Below are 16,784 nucleotides of genomic sequence, written 5' to 3'. Positions count from 1 at the left end.
ATACCCGTTCATTTGTCCTCACCTGATTTCGATAGGTGCCGTGAACTCTCCAACCCCACTGCTAACTAGGGCCTGGCCGACCTCGCACCACACGGCGCACCAATCCGGCCATGCGCACAACACCAGGCTCGCTGGCCGCGCCGGCTGCCGGCGCGACCTCACCAAACGGCCGAGACGCCCAACAAATCGGCACCGGCGAGGCGAGGCTCAAGGGAAGACGAACAGCCGGTGAGCTCGGTTATCAGTTCAGAATCGGTCGTGCGCGGCTGCCGGCCGAAGCATTTCGTGATCTGAGGCAATTGGTGCGGGAGCTTCAGCGATACCAGCAAGGCCCGCTCGTCGTCGCGTATACAGATGGTCTTGGGAATCTGACGCGGCTGGGTCACATCCGATTTAGATGCATGGCAAACGACCGGGCCATGGGCCGGGTGCTGTCCTGAACGATCGTCGAGCAAGGGGCAAGCCCCCCAAGTTCTCCAGGCCTTCGGGCTTTCATGATGGCGCGCATTCCCCGCAAGGATGGAGATCATCTCTTCTTTGTTACGAATGAAATATGCTCGGCGCTACAAATGAAACCCATTTCCCTTAGACAGCTGCACAGATGAATGGCAAATGTACCAACGAATGCGGAGAGAATAGGGCGCCAGATGCCGCGATCTCTTGAGGATTTTAGAAGAGGTCGCTGGGCCGAAGACAAATGTCGGTTTGTGATTTGTCCAAAGTCTCTGGAAAGACATCCGGAAGAGGAAAAAATGAATAAGTTATTCACCAAGCTTGACTGCGGAAAAGTCTGCTCGATTGCCTGCACTGCGGCGTTCGTGACTCTAATTTTCGCCACGCCAAGCGCCGCTCAGGATTTCAACGGTGTGACGTCATTTCTTGACGCGATTGTGGCAGCGATCACCGGACCGATTGGCGTTGCGATCTCTGCCCTGGCTGTCATCGCCGTCGGCTTTTCATTCATGACCGGCCGGATGGACTGGACGTTCGCGGTGTCCGTTATCGTTGGCATCGCGATTGTCTTTGGCGGCGCTAGTTTTGTCCATGGCCTGAGCCCAAAATAATCTCGATCCGGCGCCGTCGCCTGCTCATTTTCTGGAAGGCCGCGGGCTGCCTCGCGGTCCCAATGGAGTACAGACCATTCAACGTACAACGCTTTTCATAGGCCTGACGCGAGAGGTCGCCTTTGCGGGGTTGCCGATCACATATCTGGTCGTTCTCATATGTGCCGTCATGCTGGGCTTCCTCATCACCCAATCATTCATCTACCTGGCGGTGGTGGGTAGTATTGGTTACGGCGCGCTGCGTGCCCTTGCCGCCCATGATCCAAAAATAATCGATGTCTTCATCGCAACCGTGCAAAGCACGCGGATGAGCGCGGCACTGTTGAAAGGCGAAGGACTGGTCTACCGTGCTTGAGGCATCTCCCCGTCGGGCGATGCCACAAGGCGATCCCAAAACCGACCAACTTGCCAGCCAACTACCATATCTGAGCAGCGTGGACGACGTCACCCTGATGTTGCGGGACGGCGATCTAATGGGCGCTTTTGTCGTCGAAGGCGTCAATGCCGACACAATCGACAGCCGGCAGACAGCGGAGCTGAGTAACGCGTTTTCTCGCTTCATTGCCCAACAGCGCGGGAATGTTGGGTATTACGTTCACCGCATATCCGTTGCCGCTCGGCCCAACTTGCGGGCGATCGAAGGAGATGCGTTCAATGAGGAGATCGACCGGCGCTGGCGGCATTATCTCGAGAACATCGGGCTACGCGATCGCATCACGATGATCACCATGGTGATCCGGCCACCGAAAAAACTAACCAAACTTGTCAATTTGTTTGCCAACAAGGATAGCTACAGTCGTGACGAGGTCGCCGCGCGCGCGGTCCGCCTCGATCAGATGATCACAACCTGCATGGTCAGTCTAAGTGAGGCAAAGCCTCGTCGCCTCACGGTATTGGATGGCCGATGGCTCGGCATGTTGCGCACGCTGACCGACGGATCAAGTGGGCGTCTGATTCCGGGCAAGAGGTTTGTCCCGGTCGCTGATCTCCTGGCAACCTCGACAGTCACGTTCCGCGGCAGGGTCTTCGAGTGTGACCATCCGAACCCCGGCATCAAACGCTACGGCACCCTCGTATCCCTAAAGGATTATCCGACCGAGACCTTTCCCGGAATCCTCGACAGGCTCAACCTACCTTACGATACCGTGGTCTCACAGAGCTTTACTCCAATCGATAACATTGCCGCCCAAGGTAAGATCGCTCGTGTGCGCAAACAGATGAGGGCGGCAGAGGATGCGGCCGTCTCCCTGATGGCTCAACTCGAAATGGCCGAAGACGACGTTGCATCGGGTCGCGTCGTCTTTGGCGACCATCATTGCAGTATTGCGGTGTTCTGCGAAACTCGCGAGGAACTTGAGGAGGCCATGGCGTATGTCACACGCGCCATGCAGGAAGCGGGTGCTGCAATCGTGCGCGAGAGCTTCTCTGCCCGGGCCGTCTATTTCGCCCAGCACCCTGGCAACTTCAGCTACCGCACCCGTGCGGCTATGATCTCCTCTCAGAATTTCGCAGAATTTTGCGCCATGCACGGCTTGCCGAAAGGCAACCCACCGGAGCGATGTCCTTGGGGCGACTGCGTGACAATCTTCCCGACATCGAGCGGCGAAACGTTCCGTTTCAACTTCCACTTACCAGGCAAACCGGGTCAGCGCACGGTCGCTCACACGCTCGTGCTTGGCCAAACGGGGTCCGGCAAGACGCTCGGTGTCGCGTTTCTGCTTAGCCAGGCCCAACGGCTTGGCGCTCGCATGATAATCTTCGACAAGGATAATGGTTTCGAGATGGCGGTCCGCGCCATGGGGGGAACGTATTCCTCCGTGCGTATGGGCCAGGAAACAGGCTTCAACCCTATGCGGGCGGAGGCAGACAACCGCGGCACAGCGTGGCTGTCGGATTGGCTTATGGCATTGGCCAGCAATGAAGGAGGACAACTAAATCCGGTACAGGTTCAGGCCCTGAATGATGCCGTTCAGGCCAACGCGACAGCCGACCCTCGCCTCCAGAATTTCGAACAGTTCCGTAGCCAGCTGCGTGCGACGGACGACGATGGCGATCTCCATAACCGGCTTGGCCGGTGGGACGAAACCGGCCAGTTCGGCTGGCTGTTCGGCGGCAAGGAGGTCGATACGCTCGCTTTCGACAGTCGGATCACCGCATTTGACCTTACCGAAATTTTCGATAATGACGGCGTCCGCACAGCGTGGCTGAGCTATATCTTCCGGCGCGTGGAACGGCTGGTAGAAGACGAAGTTCCAACCCTGCTCGTCCTTGATGAAGCCTGGAAACTGCTGGACGATCCGTATTTCGAGCTGCGCCTCAAGGACTGGATGCTAACGATGCGCAAGAAAAACGTTGCGGTCGTTCTCCTGACCCAGCGCGTGTCACACCTCATCAACAGCGCCGCCGGCGACGCCATATTGGAGAGCGCCGCCACGCGTCTGATCTACCCCAGCTCCTACAATACCGAAGCCGAGCTCGCACCGCTCAACCTGACGCCCACGGAGAGCGCGTTCCTTCAGACAAGTAACGTTGGAAACCATCTCGTGCTGTTGAAATCGGGTGGTGACAGCGTCGTTCTCGACTTCGCGCTTGGGGCGATCGGTAGGGGGATCGATGTTCTGGGAGGCGGACGCGGGCAAAACGCGCCTGCCGAATGGCGCAATGTGCCTAATTTTCAAATGGAGATGCTGAAATGAGGAGGTCCCTGATCTGTCTCACATTGATACTCGTCCCCCTTACCGCCTGCCAATCGGTCCCGCCGATGCGGGAGAACAATTGCGTCTGCACCTGGGAAACCCTTGACCGTCAAGCGGAAGGAGCCGTGACATGAAACAACCTTTCAAGGCTGTGGCTGGCCTTCTGCTCGGGGCCGGTCTGCTGCTTCACGAGGCTTACGCCCAAGAAACCGCGATCGCGCCTGTGCCGCTGCCTCCCATCGCAACGCTGCCTGCGGCGCCCGACGGCGCGCAGGCAAGCTACGACCAGAACGCTGTCGAGTTGCTGACATATATGGTTGAGCTGTCCCGGCTGATGGGCGGGGGCACCACGCAATTGCTCACGTCGGCGCACGTAGCTGAAAAGCTGCTAAGCGGGATCCAGGATGCGGCTCAAGCGCAGCTTGCTGCCATATCTGGCCCAAAGCCGTTCCCGCAGAGCAACAGCGAGGCAGACGTCGCGGCCCGCAAGGCAGGGCAAGGGCCTTGGGAAATGGCGAACGCTGCCTTGAACGGAGAGACGGTTGGCTCCGATGGAATTCAGGCAGCGCTGATCAAAATTCGCAAGCTATACCGCTTGGACGACGCATTTGCCTTACGCAACGACAAGCTCCTCAGCAACGTCATGGTCGCTCATTCAGCGGCTCAAGGCGCTGTCGCTGCGTCTGCCGCGGAGGACTCCTACAGGCGCGCCAACGACAGCATGGGCAGGATCAATGATTATGTCACAGCGCTCAGCACCAGCAGTGACTTGAAAACCAGCGTCGACATCAACACACGCGTGATGATCGAAGTCGCCCAGCAGCTGAACGAAACGCTTCGCACCCAAGCGGCGATCGCCTCGGTGGCAGGAACCTACCTCATGTCGGTCGGCGCCGAAGCCGCCGAACCGGACACGGTCAAAAACCTGTTTGGCGACTTTAACCGGTAATTATCATGGGTATCATTTCGACAGTTGCCCACACGATTGACGGCGCCCTCGTTGATTATGCGGAGACAATTTTCGTTGGAGTTGCTGACCCAATCAGAACGCTGCTTGCCGCCGTAGCTCTGATCGCGCTGTTGTTCATCGCGGTGAATCACATAACGCAATTCAAACCCGTGAACTATTCGATATACCTGCTGTGGGGGCTACGTTATATACTGATATATTCTTTCGCGACCATGTGGGTGAATTTCCATGGCATTTATACTGTCCTGGTGGATGTGCCCAGCGACTACACTGCCATTATGCTACGCGGAGCGGCAAAGCAAATCCCGACAAAGAATAAGAATGTCCTCGATCCTGAGCGGATAACCGACACGTATTCTGCAATGGACGAGTTCGCCCACGCGATTTTCGAAATCAGCGGACACTACCTTTCGAATATTCCGGTCTTCAAGGTCGGCAAGGCACTCCGAAACGTCTTTATGGGTGTGCTCATTCTGATCGTTGGCGCGTTTTTTACCGCCGCATGCGCTATTATTGTCCTCATCGCAAAAGTAGGCTTCGCAGTGTCGATCAGCTTGGCGCCTCTGGCCATTATCATGCTGATGATGCCTCAAACTAGGCAACATTTCGAGAGCTGGACGCGCTTTACAATGGGCTTCGTGATTGTCCCGTTGCTCACCAGCGCACTGATGACTGTTGTTCTGTATGTCGCCGCCCAAATCCTGGCGAACGACGAGGGCGGATTCGAGTTCCCGACAATCATGATCGCCGTGACGGTTCTCCTGTTCATGGTCCCGACGATGGCAAGCACCCTAGCTTCTGCATCGGTCTCGGCCGTCGGCGCCGGGGCAGTGGGGGCCGTAGCTGGCATGGCTAAGAGTGCTCACAATAGCCTTCGCGCCTCAAACCGGTGGTTGGCAGATGGCGCAATGGCGGCAAGCACCGCGCGGGGCGCTGGCGCTTCGGTGGGCGGAGCGACGATGTCGGCGGTAAGATCGATGCACCAAAGCGCACACGTCCGCAGGCAGCGTTGGGATGATTTTCTTGCTCGCGGCATGATCGGACATTCCTCGCCGAAACCGGGTGGCAGGGGGGCCGCTGCCGACAGTTCTTCCGGTGGCGCCTCCCGCTCAGACGGCAACGGGGCCCTGTCCCCTGAGCAGGCCAATCTCTACCGCTGAAACGCACGCACACCAGAATAGGAGGGACGCGTGGCTGAACATGCAACACAGCATGCATTCGAAGACGAGCTTTTCTTCAACCTTCGCGATCAGCGCAACAATTGGGCAAGAATTGCAGTTTGTGCCACCTCCGCAAGCCTTTTGTCGCTGGTAGCTCTCGTCATCGTACTGCCGCTCAAAGAAACCAAGCCGTATGTGGTGATGGTCGATAAAACCACCGGCGAGGCTGAAAAGATCGTCCAGGTCCGGCCTGCCTCACTCGAACAGCAGGAGGCTGTCCTTCAGGCAGAACTTGTTTCCTATGTTGTCGACCGCGAGACTTACGATCCAGCCGATAACAGGACTCGAATTCCAGACGTCATGGAGCGTTCATCGGACAACGCCGCGCAAACTCTCGCCCAGACCTGGCGCTCGGATTCGCCTCAATATCCGCCCAAAATCTACGGCAATGAGGTTCGGGTGCGTGTTGTGGTCAAATCTATCTCCTTGACCCCTTCGGACCGCCGCAACGTGACGGATCTCGCTCGTGTGCGCGTCATCAAGCATCGAGAAGAAAAGGGGCACGACACGGTCGAGCGCAGTTATGTGGTCACCGTGGGCTATCAGTTCAAACCAAAGGTAAATGCCACTTTGGAGTCTGTGTGGAAAAACCCGCTTGGCTTCAATGTTGTGGCCTACCGGATCGACGCGGAAACCGCTAATTAAACATGCAATTTACCGAGGTAAAAATGCTAAAGACCTTATCATTGTCACTTCTTATCAGCGCAGGACTTATGACAGCCGTCATGGCCGAGCAATCGCCTGTTGGATTTGCGGCCGATGCACGGATAAAGCGTTATGTGTACGACGAGCACAACGTATACAAGCTTAGCCTATATTTGAAATCGGTCACAGCGATCCAATTTGACGCCGGGGAGAAAGTAGAGTCGATCCTCATCGGAGACAGCGCGTCTTGGCAAGTGATCAAGCTGAAGATGGGCAACGTGGTCAGCCTGAAGCCCATTATCGACCAAGCCCTGACAAATATGACCATCTACACTGACCAGCGCGTTTATACGTTCGAGCTACGATCAGTCGGCGAGATAAAGGCGGGCATGAAGGCGGGTGCCGCGCAAGCGTTCCGGATCGTCTTCACCTATCCAGAGCAGTCCAGGGCGCCGGACAAGAGCCTTGCCCGTGGCGGACCGGTAAATCACAACTACATGGTCTCGGGCCATGCCCGGTTCCGTCCTCTCGCCGTAACAGACAATACACTGCAGACAACTTTCGTGCTGCCCAAGGGCGCACCCCGGCCCGCAATCTTCAGTGTCGGCAATCATCGCGAGGAAAAGCTGGTCAATTCGCGCACTGACGATGACCGTGTCATCGTCGACGGGACCAGCGACTATTGGGTGATGAGAATCGGCGATGACGCTGTCTGTGTCGGCAAGACAGACGCTGTGCAATCGCAAAAAAACAAGTGAGGAAAGGATTGGGACGTGCCGGATAGGTCGAGCGATATTGACACTCGACAAGATCGCCCTGCCGCTGACACAGTAGCTGATGCCTCTGTTGATGTGGACCGCGATAAACGCGTTGAAGAACGCCGAGCTCGCCACATTGCGCAATCTGAGCGTCAAAGTGTCGGCTGGGTTATGCTGGCCGGCATGTTGCTGTTTGGTATCGCCGCTGCTTGTGCCATTGCTGTTGGACCAACTCGAGCGCTGAACGCAGTTGGGTTTGGCGGCGAGGATGAGCAGAAGACCTCCCAGATCAATTTGGAAGTGGACCGCGCGATCCCGAACGAACAGCGGCTTGATATTCCAGCTGCCGAGGCGCCTGCGGGAACTGATCCAAGGCCCAGTCCCAACGCCGAGACGAACAAGCAGCTCGAAGAACTGCGCAAGGAAATCATTGCCGAAGCGAGGGCCAACAAAGGCTCAGACATTTCGCTTGCTGAGGTCCAGAAACTGCTCGAGCGGTACAACAAAGAGATAACGCAGAGGCTCCAGGACGAGCGCGAGAAGCGGAACCTGGAAGACGCACGACTCCGTGCCGAGGCGTCGCGTTTGGAAGAAGAGCGCGCACGTTCCGAGGAGGCCGCCAAGCTCGACGTCGAGAGGCGCCGTCAACTGGACGAGATTGCGACCAAGCAACGGGAATCGACAGGCGTTGTCGTCGATGAATCTGGAGCGGGCGTGGCTTTAGCCGAAGATGCGCGACAAGGGTCCCAAGACCTGAGCGCAAACGATCGTTTTCTAGCCTCTGCCGCCGGCTCGGAGGTAAAAACGTCGGTGTCTCGTGCTCTCCCTGCTCCTTCACATACGGTCGTGCAGGGCACCATAATCTCTGCGGTGCTTGAAACGGCAATTGATACTGAACTGCCGGGAAATATCCGCGCCCAAGTGATCGAGCCGGTCTTCTCCTTTGACGGTTCTCGCATTCTGCTGCCGGCGGGGACCAGCCTGATCGGCACCTTCAGTAATCGGGTGGATGTTGAGCAAAAGCGCGTGCTCATCGCCTGGAACCGAGCAGTCACTCCCGATGGCCAATCAATTGCCCTGGGCTCTACAGGGGCGGACCTGCTTGGTCGCGCGGGCACCGAAGGTAACGTGGACAACCGCTATGTAAAGAAAATAGGTGCAGCTGTCCTCATCAGCGCGATCACCGCTCTGCCCTCGATCATTCCCGGACTGACCAGCAGCAACAAGTCCTCCAGAGAAGGTGGTGCGACCATCAATATTGGGGGTGCCGGATCAGGAAATAGCGATGCTGGTGGCCAGACCGCATCTAAGATCGCTGGGGCACTCAGCGATCAAGGTGAGGATATCTTGAACAAATATCTCTCCCTCCCTCCCATCGTTCGTGTCCCTCAGGGCGAGGAAATTCGAGTCTTTGTCAATCAGGATCTCATTATCCGATGAATGACCACCAGCCCAGCCGCGATATCTCATATGTGGAGCAGTACCTGGGCCCGCTTCGAGACTACCTGGTCAATGACAATATCAATGAATTGGCGATCAATCCGAACGGGTCCATTTTCGTGGAGGCGGCCGGAGCGCTACACATGCAGGAGATCGACGTGGCCTTGCCGCCTCGTGCCATCAAGCGGCTTGGAGCACAGCTGGCAGGAGAGACCCGCAACGTCCTTGGGCCCGATCATCCGATCGTCTCCGGTCGAGTCGTGGTTTGGGGGAATTCGTTGCGTGTGCAGCTCGTAGTCGAACCTGCCGTCGAAATGGGCGTGTCCCTGACCATCCGTAAATATCTGAAGCGGACTTTGGACTGTGCCAAGATAGACTTCATCGACGGCGGCCAGATCACAGTGGATGCCAACCGCCGCGAGCGACACCGGGCAATTATGGAAATGGCCAGCGTCGGCAATTTGCATCATCTGTTTCGACAGGCCATCGATGAGAGATTCAACATTCTCATTTCGGGCGGCACCTCCTCCGGCAAGACCACAGTCGCGCGTGCCTTGCTGGCCATGTCAGACCCTGCCGAGCGGATCATCACCATCGAAGACGCACAGGAGCTTAACCCGCCTCACAAGAACCAAGTGGGGCTAATCGCAGATCGTAACGAGAGTTCCGCTCGCCGCCCATCGAGACTCTTGGAAAGCTGCCTGCGAATGCGCCCTGACCGCATCATCCTTGGCGAAATCCGCGGCATTGAGGCTTATGATTTTCTTGAGGCGATCAACACCGGCCACCCAGGTTCGATATCGACTATCCACGCAGACAGTCCCGAACTTGCTTTCGACAGGCTCGCACTCATGGTGATGCGCTCTGGCGTGCAGATGTCCCATTCGGACGTTGCCAACTATGCGAAAAAGACGATTGACCTGGTCATTCAGGTCGGCCGCCGGCAGGGCAGGCGCGGCGTACTGGAAATTCACCTGCCCTCGCAGAATTAGACTAGGCGTGAATCGCCCAAATGGGGATGGCCAGATCAGGATCTGCGTGCCAACGTCAACTGCCGTCCAGGGGTCGATCAGATCCTTGGAGCTTGGCGACTTTCGTCGTGGTTCGATCTTGGGGGCACGAAGGTGCAAGCGCCTGAACAGCAACGCTTGCCTGACGATCGGATGCCGCCTAGCCATCCAAAAATCAAAACCGCCGGCGGCGGTGCCAGCCACGCTCAGCGGTTTTTTTCTGCGTGCTCAATCGCCGATCCGCCCTACGGGTGTGTGCATATGCAGACGTGCTAAGTAGCTCATCCATGTCAAAAGGCCCCGGTGCAGACCAAAGCGCCAGGGCTTTCCTTGTGGGCTAGCTCGAGGACGTTGTTTAGGCTGTTCGCGGCGTAGCTTCGATCGAACTGCTGCTCGCCCATCGCGAGGGTCGACGCTCCGGAGCTTTCTCTTTGACGCGACCGGTCGGCGGCTCGCCCGACCATTACTCAGGAAGACCGGCGTTGGGCAACCGTTTCGGTCGTCGCTTATACAGCCGGCGACTGTCCGCACAACGAAAGCTGGGATGGTGGCCCGCCTACGAGTTACGGTTTCGAATGAAGGGAAGCGGCGACATTGGTGTCGTGTCAGCACGCACGGTCTGGCACCCATCTTGCACGACCATTTCATCTTGGGAGAAGATGGAATGGTGTTTATCCAATTGCCTGCTCGACAGAGATTTGACGTTTCAGCGTCGCCACAGCCAAGCTGTTCAGGAAGGGCTCCTGGGTCAAGTCCGTCACGACATTCACATGTCGGTACGGTGAAAACGACCGGCTCTCTTTGCTTGTGATCTTCAGGCTGGGCCTCCAGCTGATTGGAGTCGAGCACCGTTCCAGAAACCGCTCGGCGATCATCTGGTTAGGTTTACAGTGCAAGCCGCTGGCGCCTCCAAACAGGGCCGACGAATCCCAGAATGCCCTGAGAACACTGCGTACCCGATATAGTCGTTTGCGCAGAAAGCTAATGAAGGACTTGAAACGTGACGCTCAGAATTGGTGTAGATATTGGCGGCTCATTCGCTGATTTCGCAGTATTGGACAGCCAAACGCGCAGCGTTCGTACACTCAAGGTTTTCTCTCGGCCCGATAGCCCGGGCACCGAGGTCCTCGACGGCATGCGAATGCTGGAGGACCGCTATAGCATCCGCCCCGAGGACGTGGATTATTTTACGCACGGGACCACAGTTGGCGTGAACGCCGTCGTGCAACGCAAGGGACTGCGCCTGGGATTGATCACAACCGAGAACTTTGAGGACGTGCTGGACCTGGCACGACTGAAGAGCCCCGATATGTACCACCTCTTGTCAACCAGGCCGCAGCCACTCGTGCCTCGCGATCGCGTATTTGGTGTCGTCGAACGGCTGAATTTCGATGGGACGATTGAGATCGCAGTCGATGAAGCAAGCGTGCTCAAGGCACTCAAATCAATCGAGGCCGCACAATGCGAGGGAGTTGTCGTGTCGCTCCTGCATGCCTACCGCAACCCTGTGCATGAGCAAGCTGTCAAGGCGATCCTGCTCCACGCGCGCCCCGATCTGTTTGTCACCTGCTCGCACGAAGTCTGGCCCATTATCCGCGAGTACGAGCGAACGTTGACGAGCGTGATTGGCGGTTACGTTCAGCCACGCGTCTCTCACTACCTTACTTGTCTGCAGGACGCTTTGACAAAGACAGGCGTCTCAGCGGAGCTGAAGGTAACGAAATCCAATGGCGGCATCATGAGCGCCGAGCACGGCAAATCGAACTGCGTGCAGATGATCCTGTCGGGAACCGCCTCCGGAGTGATCGGCGCTGCCTATGTTGCACAGCAATGCGGTATCGAGAACTGTATGAGCCTGGACATAGGCGGTACTACAGCCGATGTCGCTCTGATCGTCGATGGCCAGCCACAGTTCGCCGCAGGTGAGTACATTGGCGATTTCCAGATCCACATCCCGTCTGTGTCAGTCACCTCCATCGGCGACGGCGGTGGTTCGGTGGCTTGGGTTGACGAATTCGGTGTCCTCAAAGTTGGACCGGACAGCGCCGGCTCAAACCCGGGACCGGTCTGTTATGGGCGCGGTGGAACACGTGCGACAATCACGGACGCATTCGCGGCGCTCGGGATCCTTGGCCAGTCCGAGCTCGCCTACAATACGGTGACGCTGGACCGCGAAGCGGCAACTCGGGCGATCGAGAAACTCGGTGCCAGCATCGGGCAAGACGGGTACCAGACAGCCGAGGCGATTATCAAGGTTGCAGTCTCAGGTATGTACGCCGGGGTAAGCCGGCTTGTGTCGCGCTTTGGTATTGATCCACAAGTGTTCTCGCTGTTGCCCTTTGGTGGAGCTGGGCCGATGCTCGCCTGCTATTTGGCGCGCACGCTCAACATGAAAGAAATAGTCGTACCCATAATACCCGGCGTTTTGAGTGCTCTTGGCGGACTTATCGCCGACACAAAGAACGATTTTATCAAGACCACTTACTGCACGCTCGATACTGAAGCGTTGAGTCGGCTCGACAAGGATCGGCTGGCACTTGAGCGGCAGGCTCGTGAATGGCTTTGCGAAGAGATCGGTACCGACGAGAGCGCGCGGATTAGCTTGTCGGCCGACATGCGCTACCGCGGTCAATCGTTTGAAATCGACACTCCCCTGTCCGGCTTGTCGTTTGTTGAACAGGGTGCTGAATCGGTTCGGAATGCCTTTCACGAAGCCTACCATAAGCTGTACGGCCATCGAGACGACAAGGGCGTCGTTCAGGTTATCGCTCTGCGACTGGTAATCAGCGCCCCAACACCAAAACCGGACATGCCCAAGATAGTAGAAGACACATCCCAGCCTCGACCTGCACAAACGATGTGCTGTTATATGGACGGCGAAATCCGGACCGTCCCGGTCTTTGAAAGAACGTCGCTCCGGGGGAAGCAGTGTTTCAATGGGCCTGCCATAGTCGTTCAGGATGACACAACGACCTGCGTGTTGCCCGACTTCATGGTTGCGGTCGACATGTTCGGAAATCTTATCATAAAAGCAGGAGCCCTGAAATGAAGGGTGTCGCTCAACTACGGGATCCATCGGCGAAAGAAGTAAACTGTCCGCCCAGTGACGGAGCGGAGGAGCAAATCCAGCAGTTCGACAAGGCGGAACTGCAAATGTTTGCAAATTACTGCGTGGCCGCCGCCGAGAGCATGGCTTTCGCGCTTATGCGCACGGCGCACTCGACATTCGTTAAGGAGACCGAGGATTTCTCCTGCTCCATAATGACACCTTCGGGCCTAACATTCGCATCGCCTCGAACGCTCGGTGCCACTTGGTATGCGGGACTTGACTATGGTCCATTGCTTGCACTCGTCCAGGAATACAGAGCTGGCGATATCTGGCTCACGAACGACGCTTATAGTGGCTACATCGCCACGCATACACCGGATATCGTAGTCTGGCGACCTGTATTCTATGGCGACAAACTGGTCTGCTTTGTTGGTGGACATATTCATAATACCGACATGGGGGGAGCGGTGCCGGCCTCCCTATCGAGAACTTTGACGGAAATTCACCAGGAAGGGATTCGGTTTCCACCCACTCGAATTGTTCGCGGTGGCGTGATCAATGAGGAGGTATTGGCGCTGATGGCGACAAACGTTCGAGCGCCCGAGCAGAATCGCGGGGACCTCAGCGCGCAATTGGCAAGCCTTGTTATTGGCGAGCGCAAGATCGTTGAAATCGTCGATAGGCTTGGTGCGGACCGTTTCGAGGCAGGAACAAAAGCCCTGCTGGCATATTCCGAACAGCAAGCGCGCGCCGTCGCCAGAACGATCCCTGATGGGGAGTATTTCTTCGACGACTACGCGGATGAAGATTCTGCTGTCAACGGCAAACCCATGCGTGTTGCCCTCACGCTTCGCATCAAAGATGGGCTTCTTGAATTCGACTTCACGGGCAGCGACCCGCAGCTTTCTTCGTCGTTGAATGTTCCTACCGGAGGCCATGAGCGCCACGCACTTGCTCTGGTCGGTTTGAATTACGTGCTCTATTCCCTCAATCCCGACCTGCTTCTAAACGCCGGTATGCTGCGTATCGCGCGCTGTATCCTGCCGGAAGGTACAGTTTTGAACCCTCACCCCCCCGCAGCCGTTGGGATGCGCAGCTTGACCTGCATGGTGCTCCAAGTCGTCGTGTTCGGTGCGTTCGCTCGTGCTGCTCCGGACCGGCTGCCTGCCTGCCCATCATCTGGCATGTCGCTCTTGAACGTGCGCACCATGGGCCATGATGGCCGCACGGTAATGGCGTCCATCGGACCGATTGGAGGCGGTGCAGGTGGGTCGATGTATGCAGATGGTTCCGATGGATCAGGGGCCAATTTCGCCTTCCTGCGAAATACACCCGTCGAAATCAACGAAGCCGAAGTCCCCATCAAGATCCGGCGTTATGGCTTGGTCCGCAACAGCGGTGGTGCTGGGCGCTATCGCGGCGGGTTGGGCACAGTGATGGAATTCCAGGTATTCGCTCCTGATACAATGATTACGGCGCGAAACCGCGATCGCTCATACTTCAGCGCTTGGGGATTGAACGGCGGCCTAGCGGGACGCACTTCCACTTTCACGCGTAATCCTGGCACCCCGCAGGAGGAAGATTTGGGGAACGCCGACCTGGTCTCCTGCATGCCGGGCGATGTGATCCGATGTGCGGGTGCAGGCGGTGGAGGGTACGGCGATCCTAGGACACGGGATCCGGATCGCGTGTTGGCCGATATGCGGTGTGGCTATTTAACGTTAGAAGATGCACGTGAACTTTATGCTGTCGCCGTATCTGAAGGTAAATTAGACAAAGAGAAAACACAGAAGCTGCGTGCACTGAAGGACGTTTCCATCGGCCGGGAACTATTCGACTTTGGAGTTTATCGTCGTGCACACGAACAACGATGGACAAGAGAACGTTATGCAGTGTTAACCGAGCGATTGATCCGGGTTCCAGTGGAATGGCGCTTCTTCCTAAAGCGTCGCGTGTTCGAGATGCTTGATCAACGTATCGCAGACGGAACGGCGACAGATGGCGCCAAGATGATCGATATCCTGTTCGACGAGTTGATAAGCCTCTATCCGCAGGTTGAGGACCATTGCACATGCCTGGTGCGCAACTGCACCGAGACTTGCGTGCGAGCGGGGTCATGCCCACCGCGCTAGGGGAGCCCCCGAGTGCAAGGGTCCCACTGAAGGGGCCGGCGCTCATCGCGTAGGGGCCGCGGCACCGATGGACTTTCGGGGATCTAGCCCCAAGCCGCCGCGACTGGTCTTTTCGCTACGCGACCATGGCTGCGTCGCGCCGCCAATGGGGCGATCGTTCCGCGGAGAGGTCATCAGCCAGGCCGCCTTGGCTGCCCGTTGCCTGTACTAGGGAGGGAGGCAGGCAGTGCCGAACCCACATCTTTTCCTGCTGCGGCCAACGCGGCGCGCTGCTTGGAAGCTCAATTTCCCGCAGTCGCTAGGTTGCAAAAGTAACGCGAAATCAGTTCAGCAGGCCGTTCCTGGGTGATAGCCTCAAGTAGTAGAGAAACCACGTAAGGACTCTGAGCGATGGAACGCCGTACCCGTAGAAATAGACCTGAAAGTTCAACCCGGGGTGAGGGTGCAGACACGCAATTCTCTGATATGCCGAGTGGCGTACTGGGGGACGTGGGGAGGAGTGCAGCCACCGACGACCCGGTTGAAACGTCGAACAACCTTTACGGTCTTCGGTCGGTGAGCGCGTCAGTCGGCGGCGAGTTCGCGAGAAGCAATGCGGGACAATTTCACACACGGATCAACCGGCTAGGCGATTCAGCTGAGCGCATGTTTACAGCGGCAATACCGCCAAACAATCATGTTCCGGTGTCCCAGCCCTTTCACGAACGCTATTGCCCCGTCGGCCCCATAACCAAGTTTCAAACCGCAACGAGGAAATCAGCTGCGGTCGACAAAGTTCTCGGCATGAATAGCGCGTTGGGTCAGTCTCTGGCGCTTTCAAACATAGCAGGCCACATAGGTGACTTTGGCCAGGCAGATAGGGAGCGTCTTCTTGATAGATCGATCGAACTTGCTGAAACTTTCGGCAATGGACAAGCGGAAGCTCTGATAAATTCATGCGCGGCCCTTAAAAAAGGACGCGATTATTTGAGCGAACAGCAATCAGATCGAGTAGACGCGATGCTTGCACAGAGTGATTATATTCGGACTCTCTACGAGTCGTTTCCGGAGGCCTCCGGCCATGCCATGCAGCAGCCGCAAAACCCTGATTTGGATAGGAGCATCGAAGCAATTTACGCTCGATCCCGGCAGTTGCAACCAGATTGGACGTATCAGCAAGCGGAGACGATTGGTGAGACCGGGGAACTTATCAACCAAGCCTACAATAGCGCGCGAGCGGAACTCATGGGCACCGACAGAACCAGAGACTTGACACGATGAGGTTCATGGACGTGACGTAGGTCAACTGCGTAAGCCTTATCGGGCCGAGGTCGTCTTCGCGGTCGACCTCGGTGGGGGCCACGGTGGACCTCGCAGAGGAGCCTTCAACGTGGACCGCGCACCTTGCCGCGCCAGCGGCGCAATCCCCTTAGCGCAACTGCTCAGCGGTTGTCCGGCAGTCCACAGCACTTGTGAGTTTATGCGTATTGTGTAGGGGCATGGAAAGCGGTGAGATCAAATTTCTGACGGGAGGTTAGGGGGACTGGCCATGAGGTGTATGTCGGCGAAGCCGAGAGCGTTCGAGCCGATTTGCGAATTCGCCGACCTCCGGGATCTGATGGCCGGCCTGCGAGCCGTTACCTAGAGAGCCAGATCCGCCCATCCGCGGTGTTGAGCCTGGTTATGGTGGTACGATATTCAATATGACTGTCCGGTCGGCGACCGCGCTCCGCCCAGGAGCGTCCGTTACACCGGACGAAATGCAATGTGACTTTCGCGGCAGGCCGGCCACCCCTAAATAGCGCTGGTTTTCCATGGGCA

13 protein-coding genes are annotated in these 16,784 nt (G+C 57.2%); 12 read left to right on the top strand and 1 reads right to left on the bottom strand.

Annotated elements, in window-relative coordinates:
- Positions 1–158: 158 nt before the first annotated feature.
- Positions 159–455, bottom strand: a complete 297-nt coding sequence (locus O7A60_RS22610; protein WP_156938273.1) for a hypothetical protein — start codon at positions 453–455, stop codon at positions 159–161.
- Between the two features lie 297 nt (positions 456–752).
- Here O7A60_RS22610 and O7A60_RS22605 point away from each other — a divergent pair, with 297 nt between their 5' ends.
- From O7A60_RS22605 to O7A60_RS22550, 12 genes are all read left to right on the top strand, one after another.
- Positions 753–1,064: a TrbC/VirB2 family protein gene (locus O7A60_RS22605; RefSeq protein ID WP_051442809.1), complete on the top strand. Its 312-nt coding sequence runs from the start codon at positions 753–755 to the stop codon at positions 1,062–1,064.
- A gap of 31 nt (positions 1,065–1,095) precedes the next feature.
- A complete protein-coding gene (locus tag O7A60_RS22600) occupies positions 1,096–1,419 on the top strand; it encodes a VirB3 family type IV secretion system protein (RefSeq protein ID WP_337108166.1) in 324 nt (107 codons plus the stop codon).
- Positions 1,412–3,760, top strand: a complete 2,349-nt coding sequence (locus tag O7A60_RS22595; protein WP_245262360.1) for a VirB4 family type IV secretion/conjugal transfer ATPase — start codon at positions 1,412–1,414, stop codon at positions 3,758–3,760. Before O7A60_RS22600 ends, O7A60_RS22595 begins: the two co-directional genes overlap by 8 nt.
- A 130-nt stretch (positions 3,761–3,890) precedes the next feature.
- On the top strand, positions 3,891–4,709 hold the full coding sequence (locus tag O7A60_RS22590; protein WP_337108078.1) for a type IV secretion system protein: 819 nt from the start codon (positions 3,891–3,893) through the stop codon (positions 4,707–4,709).
- A 5-nt stretch (positions 4,710–4,714) separates the two neighbouring features.
- The gene (locus O7A60_RS22585; RefSeq protein WP_051442808.1) at positions 4,715–5,890 is read left to right on the top strand and encodes a type IV secretion system protein; all 1,176 of its coding nucleotides are present in this window, start codon (positions 4,715–4,717) and stop codon (positions 5,888–5,890) included.
- A gap of 30 nt (positions 5,891–5,920) precedes the next feature.
- Positions 5,921–6,595 (top strand): VirB8 family type IV secretion system protein, encoded by a 675-nt coding sequence (locus O7A60_RS22580; RefSeq protein ID WP_337108077.1) that lies wholly within the window; start codon positions 5,921–5,923, stop codon positions 6,593–6,595.
- A gap of 80 nt (positions 6,596–6,675) precedes the next feature.
- Positions 6,676–7,353 (top strand): TrbG/VirB9 family P-type conjugative transfer protein, encoded by a 678-nt coding sequence (locus O7A60_RS22575; RefSeq protein WP_245262359.1) that lies wholly within the window; start codon positions 6,676–6,678, stop codon positions 7,351–7,353.
- Between the two features lie 15 nt (positions 7,354–7,368).
- On the top strand, positions 7,369–8,793 hold the full coding sequence (locus O7A60_RS22570; RefSeq protein WP_337108076.1) for a TraB/TrbI/VirB10 family type IV secretion system protein: 1,425 nt from the start codon (positions 7,369–7,371) through the stop codon (positions 8,791–8,793).
- On the top strand, positions 8,790–9,785 hold the full coding sequence (virB11, locus tag O7A60_RS22565) for a P-type DNA transfer ATPase VirB11 (protein WP_027145983.1): 996 nt from the start codon (positions 8,790–8,792) through the stop codon (positions 9,783–9,785). The genes O7A60_RS22570 and virB11 overlap by 4 nt, the downstream gene beginning before the upstream one ends.
- A 1,018-nt stretch (positions 9,786–10,803) precedes the next feature.
- Entirely contained in the window at positions 10,804–12,852 is a 2,049-nt protein-coding gene (locus O7A60_RS22560; RefSeq protein ID WP_337108075.1) for a hydantoinase/oxoprolinase family protein, read from the top strand.
- The gene (locus O7A60_RS22555; RefSeq protein ID WP_337108074.1) at positions 12,849–14,984 is read left to right on the top strand and encodes a hydantoinase B/oxoprolinase family protein; all 2,136 of its coding nucleotides are present in this window, start codon (positions 12,849–12,851) and stop codon (positions 14,982–14,984) included. The genes O7A60_RS22560 and O7A60_RS22555 overlap by 4 nt, the downstream gene beginning before the upstream one ends.
- Before the next feature lie 645 nt (positions 14,985–15,629).
- Positions 15,630–16,244, top strand: coding sequence for a hypothetical protein (locus O7A60_RS22550; RefSeq protein ID WP_337108073.1), 615 nt, complete (start codon positions 15,630–15,632; stop codon positions 16,242–16,244).
- Positions 16,245–16,784 lie beyond the last annotated feature (540 nt).

It is taken from the genome of Mesorhizobium salmacidum (SeqCode), from assembly GCF_037179605.1.
In the GTDB taxonomy this organism is placed as follows: Bacteria; Pseudomonadota; Alphaproteobacteria; order Rhizobiales; family Rhizobiaceae; genus Mesorhizobium; species Mesorhizobium salmacidum.
The sequence above is the reverse complement of the archived record's forward strand: the minus strand, read 5'-3'. Positions and strand labels throughout refer to the sequence as shown.

Coding starts and splice junctions, on each gene's coding strand:
- O7A60_RS22605 (WP_051442809.1), top strand. CDS start 753: ATGAATAAGTTATTCACCAAGCTTGACTGCGGAAAAGTCTGCTCGATT.
- O7A60_RS22590 (WP_337108078.1), top strand. CDS start 3,891: ATGAAACAACCTTTCAAGGCTGTGGCTGGCCTTCTGCTCGGGGCCGGT.
- O7A60_RS22585 (WP_051442808.1), top strand. CDS start 4,715: ATGGGTATCATTTCGACAGTTGCCCACACGATTGACGGCGCCCTCGTT.
- O7A60_RS22575 (WP_245262359.1), top strand. CDS start 6,676: ATGGCCGAGCAATCGCCTGTTGGATTTGCGGCCGATGCACGGATAAAG.
- virB11 (WP_027145983.1), top strand. CDS start 8,790: ATGAATGACCACCAGCCCAGCCGCGATATCTCATATGTGGAGCAGTAC.
- O7A60_RS22555 (WP_337108074.1), top strand. CDS start 12,849: ATGAAGGGTGTCGCTCAACTACGGGATCCATCGGCGAAAGAAGTAAAC.
- O7A60_RS22550 (WP_337108073.1), top strand. CDS start 15,630: ATGTTTACAGCGGCAATACCGCCAAACAATCATGTTCCGGTGTCCCAG.